The organism is Afipia sp. GW822-FHT04G07 (assembly GCF_058800765.1).
Window position 1 is genome coordinate 2,118,472 of record NZ_JBXAMP010000001.1, and the last position, 12,737, is coordinate 2,131,208.

The 12,737-nt window shown below is 61.7% G+C and carries 13 protein-coding genes; 6 read left to right on the forward strand and 7 right to left on the reverse strand.

What is annotated here, in order from left to right; genetic code table 11:
• Window positions 1-55: 55 nt before the first annotated feature.
• From AC1RKJ_RS10410 to AC1RKJ_RS10440, 7 genes are all read right to left on the reverse strand, one after another.
• A complete protein-coding gene (locus tag AC1RKJ_RS10410; RefSeq protein WP_006022643.1) occupies window positions 56-2,086 on the reverse strand; it encodes an ATP-binding protein in 2,031 nt (676 codons plus the stop codon).
• Window positions 2,076-3,380: an SIR2 family protein gene (locus tag AC1RKJ_RS10415; RefSeq protein WP_006022644.1), complete on the reverse strand. Its 1,305-nt coding sequence runs from the start codon at window positions 3,378-3,380 to the stop codon at window positions 2,076-2,078. Before AC1RKJ_RS10415 ends, AC1RKJ_RS10410 begins: the two co-directional genes overlap by 11 nt.
• 18 nt (window positions 3,381-3,398) lie before the next feature.
• Window positions 3,399-4,415 (reverse strand): nucleotidyl transferase AbiEii/AbiGii toxin family protein, encoded by a 1,017-nt coding sequence (locus AC1RKJ_RS10420; RefSeq protein WP_006022645.1) that lies wholly within the window; start codon window positions 4,413-4,415, stop codon window positions 3,399-3,401.
• Window positions 4,408-5,001: a DUF6088 family protein gene (locus tag AC1RKJ_RS10425; protein ID WP_006022646.1), complete on the reverse strand. Its 594-nt coding sequence runs from the start codon at window positions 4,999-5,001 to the stop codon at window positions 4,408-4,410. The genes AC1RKJ_RS10420 and AC1RKJ_RS10425 overlap by 8 nt, the downstream gene beginning before the upstream one ends.
• Window positions 5,002-5,082: 81 nt before the next feature.
• Window positions 5,083-6,414, reverse strand: coding sequence for a hypothetical protein (locus AC1RKJ_RS10430; protein WP_006022647.1), 1,332 nt, complete (start codon window positions 6,412-6,414; stop codon window positions 5,083-5,085).
• Entirely contained in the window at window positions 6,414-7,526 is a 1,113-nt protein-coding gene (locus tag AC1RKJ_RS10435) for a toll/interleukin-1 receptor domain-containing protein (RefSeq protein WP_492790899.1), read from the reverse strand. The genes AC1RKJ_RS10430 and AC1RKJ_RS10435 overlap by 1 nt, the downstream gene beginning before the upstream one ends.
• A complete protein-coding gene (locus AC1RKJ_RS10440) occupies window positions 7,523-8,158 on the reverse strand; it encodes a hypothetical protein (protein ID WP_006022649.1) in 636 nt (211 codons plus the stop codon). Before AC1RKJ_RS10440 ends, AC1RKJ_RS10435 begins: the two co-directional genes overlap by 4 nt.
• Window positions 8,159-8,251: 93 nt before the next feature.
• Here AC1RKJ_RS10440 and AC1RKJ_RS10445 point away from each other — a divergent pair, with 93 nt between their 5' ends.
• The 6 genes from AC1RKJ_RS10445 to AC1RKJ_RS10470 are packed head-to-tail and all read left to right on the forward strand — an operon-like array spanning window position 8,252 to window position 12,688.
• Window positions 8,252-8,806, forward strand: coding sequence for a hypothetical protein (locus AC1RKJ_RS10445; RefSeq protein WP_006022650.1), 555 nt, complete (start codon window positions 8,252-8,254; stop codon window positions 8,804-8,806).
• Between the two features lie 9 nt (window positions 8,807-8,815).
• Window positions 8,816-9,742, forward strand: a complete 927-nt coding sequence (locus AC1RKJ_RS10450; RefSeq protein WP_006022651.1) for a hypothetical protein — start codon at window positions 8,816-8,818, stop codon at window positions 9,740-9,742.
• A gap of 51 nt (window positions 9,743-9,793) precedes the next feature.
• Window positions 9,794-11,188, forward strand: coding sequence for a hypothetical protein (locus tag AC1RKJ_RS10455; RefSeq protein WP_006022652.1), 1,395 nt, complete (start codon window positions 9,794-9,796; stop codon window positions 11,186-11,188).
• A gap of 55 nt (window positions 11,189-11,243) precedes the next feature.
• Window positions 11,244-11,918, forward strand: coding sequence for a phage exclusion protein Lit family protein (locus AC1RKJ_RS10460; protein ID WP_006022653.1), 675 nt, complete (start codon window positions 11,244-11,246; stop codon window positions 11,916-11,918).
• Complete coding sequence (locus AC1RKJ_RS10465; protein WP_006022654.1) at window positions 11,909-12,166, forward strand: phage exclusion protein Lit family protein; 258 nt, start codon at window positions 11,909-11,911, stop codon at window positions 12,164-12,166. Before AC1RKJ_RS10460 ends, AC1RKJ_RS10465 begins: the two co-directional genes overlap by 10 nt.
• Before the next feature lie 18 nt (window positions 12,167-12,184).
• Window positions 12,185-12,688: a GIY-YIG nuclease family protein gene (locus AC1RKJ_RS10470; protein WP_006022655.1), complete on the forward strand. Its 504-nt coding sequence runs from the start codon at window positions 12,185-12,187 to the stop codon at window positions 12,686-12,688.
• Window positions 12,689-12,737 lie beyond the last annotated feature (49 nt).

Here is a 12,737-nt window from a genome sequence, read left to right on the forward strand (position 1 = left end):
GCGATCCGCGCTGTACGGAATGCAAGCGGCCCTTCGACAACTATCGATCGTCGACTCATTTCCCCTCAGCCGCGACGCTATCATCGCCATGTTCGAAAGTTGCCGGCGTAATGCGAACCTGAGCCGCTCGCCCCTCCTCATGGAACCACAAATCTCTAATTCTCGCGTCATCGCTTGCAGGCAAAGGATTTGCGTCGCGCACGCGAAAGGTCGTGGGAAGGTTCACGGAGGTGCCGAAGACCAGCGCATGCTGCTTCGGAAGCGACGGGAGCCGCTTCAGGACCGCCTCGGAGATGAACGGGGTCATCTGCCGTATATGAGCAAGGTCGTCGGGATTCTGGATTCGATGGATGACGAAATTCGAGCACTGCGAAAGAATGGTCTTCGAGAGTTCACTGGGCCTCTGCGAAGCGGCGAGAATGAACAGCCCGTACTTTCGCCCTTCCTTGGCAATCCGCTCGTAAACTCTGCTGGCGTCTATGGCATAGCGGGATGGCTTCTCCGCGATGTATCGATGCGCTTCCTCAAGAAGCAGATGGATCGGAAACCGATTGCGTGGATCTGCTTGTCGGAGCAGCCGAAAGGCCATTCTAGCGAGCACTGACGCTACGAGCTCGACAACCTCATCCTCCACCGCATTCATGTCGATGATGACGATCTGGTTGCGTTTGACCCAACCCGCTCCGTCGCGTGCCAAACCGAGGAGCTGCTCAAGGAAGTTTTCGAGCGACGGCCCAGCTTGGCTTCCTTGAAGGTCGTAGCGCAGGAACGCATATTCAGGTCGCTCCTCGAGCGACTTAAAACGCGTCAGCATCTGCGAGCAGTAATCTCGGATCTGACGGTTACCGTGAGCCTCCTCGTATAGGATCGCCAGATCGAGCGCCTCTCCCAACGCGGAAAACTCAAAGGGAAGGTTGGCATATGCCGGGAATTTCAAACCTTCGATGATAAATCCGCCGCCATTGGCGTTTCCCAACAAATAGGTTGTTAAACCGGCAGGGTTGGCCATCTGGCCGAAGCCGATTTTGATGAATGGCGCGATCTTTTGATTGTTGATCTCCGGCGTGTTGAATCTTTGCAGCAGACCGACCATGCGATCGTGTTTTGACGGACTGCCTGTGTCGTCACGAAGAATTTGGCTCAGGCAGGTTGCCAGAATGTGGTTCTTGATCCCCTTCAGCTCCGCCGCGCTGCCCGCTGAGAACAATGTTGCCAGCCCGAGCGCCATGCGCAGTATCGGTAGTTGGGTGCGCTCGCTGGCCTGCAGAAGCAGCTCCCACTCTGACTGCTCCAGAAACCAATGGGGCAGACGAAAACGCTCCGTGCGTGCGGTGCCGTCCAGAATGACATGGTCCACGCCGATCTGCTTGCGCTTTGCGAGCGGCGACAGCGCCTTCGCATATTCTCCATTGACGTCGAATACGACGAACGTGGCACCGCGAGCATGGTGTTCTTCCGCCTTTTCGAACAAGGATTGGAGGACCGATGCGACCGTGCAGGACTTCCCGCTCCCTGTGTTTCCCAGGACGGCAGTGTGTCCGCCGAAGAAATCATCGATCCTGACCTTAACGTCGTAACCCTCGAATATGACGGACCGGCCGATCGTCAATGCGCGATAGCGGGTGGCATCAGGTGGCGTGGGTGGAACATTGTCGATCGGGGGTGTAGGCTCCGAAGGATGATCGGTTTCGAAGACTCGATCCAGTTCAGCGTCCAGCGCATACAGTGCGTCGCCGTAGAGTGACGGGAACACGGAGACGCCGAAGCGAAACCTTTCGCGCCGATCTTGAGGCAGCATCCCGACGGGAACGACATCGAGGTACTTCGCCGAAGAAGCCTTATCCAGCTCCCCTTCACTGCGACTAACATGACCAACGTCGCGCTCACGCAGGCCGACGACCTCGACAACCACGTACTCGGTTTGCACCGCGACCATCAGGAACGATCCGAGCCTGGCGACATAGTGAACGTCGTCGAATCCGACGACGGTGAAGTTGTCGGTGCCCGCATGCATCTCGATCACGAAACGGTCGGCCGCGACCGAGACCACCTTGCCGATTGCGCGCTTCCGATCGTCACGACTCATCGTCATCCTCCCCCTTCTGGGGAGCCGCGGCCTCCTTCTTCGGGGCCATCGCCTCGATCACCTTCCGAACGGCGTCATCAATGCGCTCGCTCGGGCGTTGCGGCATGAACTCTTCGATAATGGTGTCGAAGTAATGGGCTTTGCGTCCGGCGCTGCGTCCGGCACCCCCAATGATCCAAATTCGTGGATCATTTAGCGCGCGAAGCTTCGCAATCTCCCCGTCCAAATCTGGATCTACAAAGATCACGAGCCGGAACGTGGGAATCGTCAGGGCCTGATAGATGATATTGTTGATGTGCTCGTCGCCGAAGGCATACCCCATCGTAAATAGCACGCTCTGTTCGCGAACAATGCGTGACTGGAATTCCCGAAACAGATCGGCATAGGGAGACCCAAGGCTCGAATTCTGCTTGGCAGGCGTCGGATAGATCATCACCTTGCCCGGTTCTTTGGAGACGGCCGTTTCTCGGATCGGGAAAAGTCCGTGATCGTCCTCTGTCCAACTAATGGACCCATGAATCTTACACAGATAGACAAAGCCATCGACCGCAGACCACTTGCGGCTGGTGACATCGAGCTGTTCAGCGAGGGCGTACCGAAACGTCGCTGGATTGAACCGCCGTTCGACAACGCCGGAGAAGCCGTTCGTGTATGGCAGGCCGAGCCTATCCATTGCGGTCTCGTTGAAGAGATCGTAGTTCGTGGTGAACACCCAAGGACGCGGAAGAGATCGGTCGCGCAGCACAAGCTTGCGATAGAAGGATTCATAAAGGCCAACGACGGTATGGTCGCCATTCGCGAAGGCGCCGTTCGTGCATTTGGCCCAAAGAAATGTTTGAACCTTCTTGATGATCGATTCGACAGTCTTGAGTCTTGTGGCGGCATCACTCAGCGAACTGCGCACTAAGACGAAGCGCAGGCTGAAAAGAAGCTCCATCAGCCGCTCTAGGTTGCGCGCATACTCCGCGGCACCGAGGTCGATTCCAAACTGCTTCAACAGAGCATCACGTTCGTCGGCTGTCGGGAACGATTGATCCCCTTCCTTCGGTGCCGCCGTGAATTCCTTCGCGAGGGGCGCCATCGTTGGGATGCCGACCTCCTTGTCATTAGCCCACGACGAAGAACAGCCAGCTCCCAGGAGGAACGCCACATTTTTGGCATTCAGTGACTCAGCCAACGCCTTTCTGACAATATCCGCCCCATCAGGCCAATCATAATCAGCCTTCTCACCCTCGACGCCGCGAATAAACTTGAATGTGAGCTTCGATGGCTCCGTCTTGTCTGCATCCGCCACCGCATTCCCCCCAAATCTCTATTTCGCCGCCTCGTTTGCCCGGCGCGCGACATCTGCACTCCGCGCCATGAGGACCTCGAAGGTTTCAGCATCTTCCAACAGCAGACCGTCCTCGACCATGCGACCATAATCTTCTTCCAGCGCCTTCGCGGCATCACCGCCAGGCACGAGCTGCAAACCGCCATTCACGGCAGCCGCATAATCGATCGGACTTCGATCGGCCGCCCTCTCAACGAAGAACATGCCCTTGTGGCGCGCGACCGCGTTCGCCAGCTCCCTATCGGCGAAAGCCGCATCCGCCAGGCCGGCGTCATCCAGACGCGCTATGTCATGCCAGTGGCGTGCGAAGCGATCACCGCGCAGCCGCTGCTGGAGGCAGAAGACGTGGACAGCCGTCGCCTTCTCCCAGAAGGTCCGCTCGGCGTGCATCACGCGCGGCCGCGCTGTTGGGAACGTTACGCCTTCAACCAGGCCGGATGCATCGCATTTGATGTCGCGGAGGCTCGCCGGCTCGCCCGTTGATCGCGCCCCGAACTCCAGCATCACACTCGGTGCGACGTAGCCCGAGCCAGCGGTGGTCGCCTCGTAGTCGACAAACAGCTTCTCGCCTTCCACGCGGACGGCAGCCGCCAACGTCGCGGCAGCCAACGCGTCCGCGACGACCGGCTGCGCGGTGCCCGCCACCCAATCCGGCAAGCGCTTGCGCACCTCGCTCGACCAGCGCTTCTCCTCGCTACGTGTTTTCGGCAACGCCTCGCCGTTGCCGTCCACCAGGTCGGGCGCGATCGCCCGGATGTCGTAGGTCAGGTCGACGTCCTCGGAAAACCGCCGGATGACCCCATAGGCCTTCGACAGTGACGTGCCGCCCTTGAACACCAGATGCTCGCCGAGCGCCGACCCGTAGAGCGTGGCGAGCGCCCAAACCACCCACACATCCTTCTCGAGAAGGTGCGCCGGTCGTCCCGACTGATCGGCCGCGACGCTTAGCGCCTCGCGGCGGTCAGCGACCGGAAGGTGGAGAAAGGCGTCAGCCATGCGCCGCCTTTCCTACGCTGCGCGCGAGCCAGGTCGGAAGCTGCGGCGCTGCCGCGACCAGTTCGCTGAAAGTGGACGGCGAGAGCTTCCGCTTCAACGTTTTCAAGGCGGCTTCCGCTTTCTCCGGCCCAAGCCAGGCCAACGCCCGCACCGCCTCGCCAGCCGGCTTATGAGCCAGGGCGAGTTGCCAGCGCGGAGCATGACGAAGTTCGACAACCTGTTTGCCGAGATTCATCGTTCGGCTGCGGCCGGAGGTTAGATAGACCGACCGAACCGGCACCTGGGTCGTCAGGCCGAGAGTGTTGGCCGCCGCCGCCCCGCTCGGGACGATGACTTCGCCGCGCTGGTTGGCGAGCGCCTCGACCGCTTGCTGGACGGAGGGGGCCCTCGTTCCGAACCGGCTCGTGATGGGACGGAGATAGACGCCGCGACCGGCCCGGATCAGTTGGCCCCGCTCAGTCAGACGCGACAAAGCCTGATCCACCGCGGCGCGATTACCGAGGTGAAGCAAGCTCTTAGCCGCCACGGGCGTACCTTCCGGCAACCCTTCGGCATGCGCGAGAATCTGTTCGGTTAACCGTTGCATGGCCGTTCTCCTGTCAGAAATATACGCGGTTTTCTGACAGTTTTCAAGCCAGCGGACTTGCTGGGGAGCCGTCTATTTCGGCTAGATCAAGGGCGAACCCCTGTCGAGTAGACCATCCAGGAAATCCTCCCGCGAGCTGATCGGCCCCGCGAGCGTCGCAAGGATCAACGCCTCGACGATCTGGCGGGCCAACGACCGCGCCATCACCCGCTCTTTCGTCGAGATGGCGGTCATGGCTCGGCCGTGCAGGAATGCGCTTCGCACGTTGAAGAGCTGCTCATACTGATCGGCGAAGCGTCGATCGCCCAGCAGGCCGGCCACCCGTCCCCGAATTCTATTCGTGGCGCGCATCCCTTTGTGGCGGTCAGGCGCGATGCGAAAATTCTTCTGATAGTCCGCGCGCAAGCCGAGCGCCGCCTCGATCGTCGTGATGTGCGCAAGGAATTCATCCACGCCCTCGGCCAGGAACGCGCGGACGAGGAAGTGAGGGATCGGCGTCTCAAACAAAACCGATTGCTTCGCCTGCTCGACGGTCGTCCATCGGCTCTGGTCCCACACCGTCAGCTCGGTCTTTGCATCCTCTTCTAGGTGCAGCTCGACCGGGCGCTCTTCCTCGTATGTCCCGCCATAGCCATCGTCGTAGACCCGGTCCTCCCAGCTCAACGTGTCGGGGGACGGCGGCGAACTGGGACGAACGAAGATGTCGCTGTCGATCGTGTAGACCCATGGCACACGGAAGCCCCGCCAATCGACTTCCTGCATGGTCGACCAGCTCTCCCAGGGGGCCAGCAGGAGGAAGAACAGCGCTTCTTCCAAGGCAGTCGGGAACCGCCCTTGATGCGGTTCGACCCGCCCCAGATCTAGGCTCAGGTCCATGAACAGGACCGGGACCGCGCGTTCCTCCGGCTCCTGCTCGAGCACCACGACCTCCTCAACGATCAGCCAGTGGAATTCGGCGAAGCGCTCGGCATCGAAGTCCTGACGCGGATAAAGCCGCCTCAGCCGGCGCGCATCGATCACGCCGCGCAGCTCGTCGGCGCTCAACCGGCACACCCTGGCCGGACCGAATGCGTGCGGCGGCAGGTCGGCGGCAAGATCGAGCGGCGCAAGGTGAATGCGCCTGGCCCGGGTAGCGCGCAGCGCCGCGTCCAATCCCTTCGCCGCTTCCTCCACAGGCATGGCAAGATGGGCCGTGTCCTTCTGCAGGTGACATGGAAGGCCCAACGCCCGCAATGCCGTCGAGAGCGCGAAGTTCGGCCCCTTCTTGCCGGCGTTTGGGTAGTCGTCGCGGCAGATCTCACGCAGCCGCATGAAGGCCGGGTGCGCAAGAATATTGTCGGGCCCGGGCGGTCGTATGCGCCACAGGTCCGTCATCGCCATCAGCATCGCCATTCTCGGACCCGTCTCGCTCATCAGGAGATCCGGAGCCGCCGCAAAAGCTTGCCGAGGACCGCCTCGTACTCCTCGGGCTTGGAGAAATCGGCGTAGAGCTTGCCTTTCAAGAACTCTGGCAGCTCACATTCCTCGTAGAGCAGCGGCAGCACGACCACCTCGCCGCTCGCGATCTCGTGGTTCATCGCCACGTCGAGCTCCTTCTTCACCCAAGGAGCGCCGATCGACTTTTTCGACAGGACGACGGCGATGTAGCGGCTGAGCTTCATCCCCTCTTCGATCTTGGCGATCAGCGAGTCCCCGATGTCGATTTCGGCCTCGTCCAGCCACACATGCTCTACGCCATGAGCGAGCAGATCCTTGCGAAGCTGGCGCACGAAGGGTTTGTCGACGCCAGTATGGCTCAGGAAGATGCCGTGATACTTCTCATGCGCCGGATCGGCCTTCTCCAACGCGAGGCTGTCGCGAACGAGCTGGTTCTGGGCTTCCTGCGACGTCGGCGGCGTCAGCAGCCAGCCCGTCGGGGTGCCGAGCATCAGCTGACCGCCGAGGCTGTAGCCCTCCGGCGTCGCGGCGATCGACCCATAGCCTTCGCCGGGATCGGATAGGCACAGCGTCCAGCCGCCGGTCCGCGACAGAACCTCGAAATAGCGCGCGAAGGGGCTGTCGAGATCGACCGGCCCCATCCTGCGCCCCTTCTTAATGAGAAGCTCCGAACGCTTTACGAAACTCGCCACTTTCGGCGCCACATATCCAAGATGGGTTTCGCGATAGCCGAAGAAGTTCACCCGCTTCGGCTCGGACAGGCACCAAACGACCGTCGCGCCACCCGCAATCGCGGCCTCCATCTCCTTGCGTCGGTCCTCGCCATCGAAGGCGGAGTCGAGGTCGTAGCGGTCATTCTGCCCCTTCAGCTTGCCCAGCTCGTAAAGTTCGTTCGAAAACTCTCCGGCCTTACCGAACAGAAAATGCGTGTAGCTCTCCGGATTGATGATGATCGTGTCGTATTCGTAGAGCGGATAGGCCGCCCGCTCTCGATCGACATCGGGCTGGCAGAGCCCGAGATTTTCGATCTCCACGCCATCGATCTTGTCGCCGGTGTAAGTCAGCCCGACAGTCAGCACCCGTTTCACGTGTCGTTCCTTTCCGCCGCCTGCTTGGCCGCCTCTCTAGCTTTCACTTCCAAAACCTCGCCGCGGCTGCCGACGAGCGCGATCTCGATGCCGGCCAAGGCGCACCGCGGCGCGAGCCGCTCGGCCAGGCGCAAGGTGCCGTCCGTCAGCGGAACCACGGCCACCTGACGCCCCTGCGATGGCGTGGCCATCAGCAGGCCTACGGTCTCGCAAAGACCCCGGTAGAGCCGCGACAACTGGCCTGGATGCCGCGCGTTGATAATGCCGCCCTTGCATTCGGCCGAGATGACGTGGTCGCCGATATTCGCGACGACATCACCGAGCCCGGACTTCGGGTTGACGGTGATCGTCTGGCCCGCCGGATTTCGATAGACTCCGCCATAGGCGGTGCTACCGACGCCGGAGACCTTGGTGAACGCTCGCCGCCCCAGCCAGCCCGCGAAATCGAACTGCTTTCCGTGCTCGCCGTCGGGATGGACACGGACGTCCCGTGCGCCCTGCGTGCGGAGCAAGTGCATCGCGTAGGCGACCATCACCGCGCCCTCATACAGATGATGTTCGTGGGCGCCGTCCGATTTTCCGGCGCGGTTCGGCGGCGGCTCGAGCGCCGTCACGAGATCCTCGAAATCCAATCCAGCCTCCCCGCGATATCTGCGGACGCGCAGCGCGCACCATTGACAGGAGCTTATAACCGGCCATATTTGCCCGGTAAAGGAAGGCCTGTCATGTTTACCTATAGCCCCGAAAAATTTGCGTCGCTCTACGCCTCCGAACTTGGCCAGCGCATCTGGGCCTTTCTCACGCGGCCCGAAAACGTCGCCCGCCTGGAGACCGCGTCCGAACTCGGCAAGCCCGCGGTCGAAGGCATCGAGGAGCAGCTCCTGGCGGAATTCCGCGAGGAGGTCTTGGCCGACCGCGTGAAGCAGATGGTCGGCCATATGGTGCGGCAGATCCTGGAGCAGCGAGATTGGGTGCTCGACCAGACCGATGTGAAAGTTCAGTCGGTGCCCTTCAGCAAGGCGGCACGCTATCGCCGGCCTGACTGGTTCACCTTTCACGCCTTCCGCAACAGCAGTGATCCGCGCGACGTCGTTATCACCGATCGCCGGCAAAATCCGACGCTGCCGAACGGCGCGCGCTGGACCTTCTACGCTACCTTCGCCAGCCCGCTAAAAGCGGCGGTGGCGTTCGGCGTCAACGACATCAAGCAGCTTCGTCAGCAGGTCCATTCGCACGGCTTCCACCGTGTTCGCATCGAGCGGATGCTGCGCCGGGCATGAGACGAGCAGATGATGACTGATCTATTCGATGTCGACGGCGCCAATCTCGATCGCGGGTTTGAAAACCTGAAAGCCGCCGAGCTTCCGATCGAGCAGCAGCTTCACGCCATGCTGCAAGAGATGTGGGGGCGTTACGAGCCTTATGCCGACCCCGACTTTCGGCAGGGTTTCGCACGCGATGTCGATGGCCGATTTTGGGAGATGTATCTGGGCTGCACGCTGCTCGAGGCGGGCCGCACCCTGCTTCCCGTCGTCGAGCGCCAGCGCGAAGGCGGTCAGCCGGACCTCTGCGTCCTGGAAGATGGCCGCCGAATCTGGATCGAGGCCATTACCCCAGATGAAGGCGCACCGGGTCCTGACCAGATCGTGCGTCCGGTCCCCCTCAACGAGGGCGGCGGCCTCTTCGCCGCACCGATCCGTCAGGCGCAGTTGCGCACGTCCGGGGCGTTCTGGACCAAGGCGCAGAGGATCGCGCGCTATCTCGAACAGGGTGTGATCGGCCCGGAAGACACGAGGATCATCGCGATCAGTGCGAGCCGCTTCGGCGTCTATGTCGCCGACCAGCCGTTGCCGCTGATCATGACCACGTTATTTCCGATCGGAGATGCCTACATCACCATCGATCGCGAGACCGGCAACGTCGTTGACGAAGGATTTCACCCGGCCCCCTTCATCGACCGCGAACGCAATCCGATCCCGCGCACGGCGTTTCTCGACGAGCGTTTCGCTGACATCTCAGGTGTGATCTGGTCGCGCGTTGGCCTCGGCAACCTCTCGCGTCGAAGCCGCCCGCTGACCTATGTCCACAACCCCTTGGCGCAGGTTCCGCTGGCGACAAGCTGGGGCGTCTGGGATCGCGAGTTCGTCATCACGCCGCGCGGCGACGAGTGGGAGGCCAACGACATTCTGGCGCAAGCCGCAGCGGAGGCATCATGACGATGCGCCCGAGTGCCCGCGTCTGGCGCCTTCCGTTCCGTGAGGTTGATCATGGCCGTCGGCGATGAGCAGCGACTGATCACGCCGATCAGCCAGCGGCAGTTTGAGCTCTATGCGCTGTCGCTCGAACGTGGGCCCAATTTTGATCCCGCGCAGATCTTCGGGAGCTATCAAGCCGGACACGGCAGCGCGAGCGGCTGCATCCTCCTCGATCCGGAGCGCGGGACCTTCACCGCCCTGGCCTTGCGCAGGCGTGTCGATCATCGCTGGGTCCGCGTCGATGAAGGCGGCCCCTATCCCACTCCCGAAGCCGCGCTGGATCAGCTCACCATCAGCATGCGCGCTGGCGAGCCGCCCGAGCCATTGCCGCCGGGCGCACGGCGACGGCCGCTTCTGCTGAAGACCGGATCGCGAGGCACATCGCCGGAGTTCGACCTGCTGACGAGCACGATCAGCCATTTCCCGGCGCTGATGGCGGTCGGCGAATGCTACCTCGCGCTTCCCAATCCGGATGCCAATTTCGTCCCCGATCTGCAGACCAGCAATTTCGCGTCCCGCCTCTTCGAACTCTATCTTCTTGCCTGCTTCCGCGAGCAAGGCCTGATCGTCCGGCAGAAGCATGTCTCACCGGACTTCCTGATCGAGAACGATGGCGCCGCCTGCTGGATCGAAGCCGTGACCGCGAATTCCGAGACGCCCCGCTCCGGCGGGATCGGGGACTGGGTGCATGCTCCGGTCGATCGAAATGAACGCTTAACCGGCGCGCCAGCTGAGCGCTTCGCCAAGACGCTGCGCGGCAAGCTTCAGCGCAACTATCATGAGCTGGATCATGTAAAGGGGATACCCTTCGCTCTGGCGATCGCTGACTTCTATGAATCCGGCTCGATGGTTTGGAGCCGCGAGGCTTTGCCGACCTATCTCTACGGCCTGCGGGCAGATGTCGAAGGCGAAGGCGCCGGGCGACGTGCGATCGGCACGCCGATCAACAATCTTACGGGCAGGCACGGCATTCCGGCCGGGCTATTCCGCGATCCCGACTTCGCTCACCTCTCTGCCGTCATCTTCAGCAACGCGGCGACGCTCGCCAAATTCAACCGCATGGGCTTTCTCGCTGGATGGCGGCCGCCGGGCCTCACGATGACCCGCCGCGGCATTCTCTTCGACCGAACGCCGGGCGCGCTGGAGCCCATTGATTTCGATCTGTCGGTCGACAGCGCCGAATACCAAGCGCTCTGGCCTTGGGGCGAAGCCTGGTGTCAGGAACTGGAGGTCTTTCACAACCCACAGGCGACGCACCCCATTCCCTTCGATCTCATACCCGGCGCGACCCATTGGTTCGAGCGCGGCGGCGACGTCGAGTGCAACACCATGTGGGCGAACTCGGTCATTTCATCGATCACTCATCTGCGCATGGCCGGCGCGCAAGGCGAAAGCGAGCGGCCATGATCTGCCCGCCATGCATGCGTCGCCGTCCTCGCCCATCAAAGGAGCATCGTTGAACATGGAAACGGAACCATCCGACCGGACCATCGTCCTCCATCTCCTGCGCGGGGCTGTACCCGAGCGCGCCGACGAGATCAGCGGCCTATGGAGCCAGTATGGTCATGGTGTGGAAGTCGCGCCGAGCACCAAGGGCGTGACGATGAAGGCCGATGACAAGCGCATCCAGTTCGACACCAAGACGATCGACTTTTTCTGGCTGCTCGGCTTCAGCGCATGGCGTGCCATCGAGGTGTATTCGCCGGCCCTGCTGGTGGCGACATGGACCGGAATGCCGCTTGATCAGGCCCTCAAGATCGATGCCGAACGGGGGCAATACGAATTCGATTACAAGCAGCGCGTCAGCACCGCTCAATCGCTCATCGCGGCCGAACAGACCGCACAGATTTCCTGGCCTGCGGACATCCCCGAGCCGACCGCTGACCGCGACAGCTTGGGAGATGTCCAGCACAAGACGATGTTCGACCTCGTCGCGTTTGCCCTGGCCTTCGCGCTGCTGCACGAATTCCGGCACGTCATGTATTGCGCCGACAAGAGCGCACCGTCGACACTGCCCGAGGAGGAAATCGGCTGCGATAACTGGGCCCGCGAGTTCATGACCAGCGGCCTCGCCGCCTATGCGAAGGAGCATAGGACAACTACGCTCAAGTCCAGCAGAAGCGCGCGATGGGAATAGCGCTCGCCGCCGTGATCATCCATGCGATGACGCCGACCCACGCGCATTGGGGCAATCGGCAGTATCCACCGATCGCCGAGCGGCTGACGGCGATGATCGGAGGCTACAATCTGCCGCCCGGCTCGTCCTTCTGGCCCTTCACGGCCTGCCTTTTGATCACGCTGATGAGGCAGGAGGGCCGGCCGCTCGACATCATCGCGTACTCAAATCAGGAAATGGTCGAGGCCCTGCTCGACCGGCTCCGTTGACGCTGCGGGGAGCGCGACGTGCCGGTCTATTTCATTGGCGAAGATGAAAACGGATGCTCCCCGATCAAGATCGGCGTGGCGAAGAACATCGAGGCGCGCCAGCGCAACCTCCACACGGGGAATCCTTTGGAGCTGCGACTGCTCGGGTGGATCGAAGCGACCGACGCCTTCCAGCTTGAACGAGAGCTGCACAAGCATTTTGGATCGACCCATGTGCGTGGAGAATGGTTCGACATCGAGCCGGGTGACATCCTGGCCATTCTCAAGCGCGCCGGCCGCGCTGGATTTGTCGCCAAGAACGCCGATGCTTTCCAGATCGTCGGTTATGATCGCGACGCCATTCCCGAATACCTCGGCGTGTGGGAATGGGCCGATCTGGAAATCGACGAATGCTGCCCGTTCTGCGGATGTCTATGCGGCATGCATTTTCAGGAAGCCTCGCAGATGTACTATTGCATCCGATGCGACACGCTGACCGACTTTTCCGAGCTCGATCCGCGTGAGTATCCGCCGGACGAGTGATGTCCTGAAAGGCGGAAAGATGCCAATCCTGAGAAGCTGAAACCCGGCT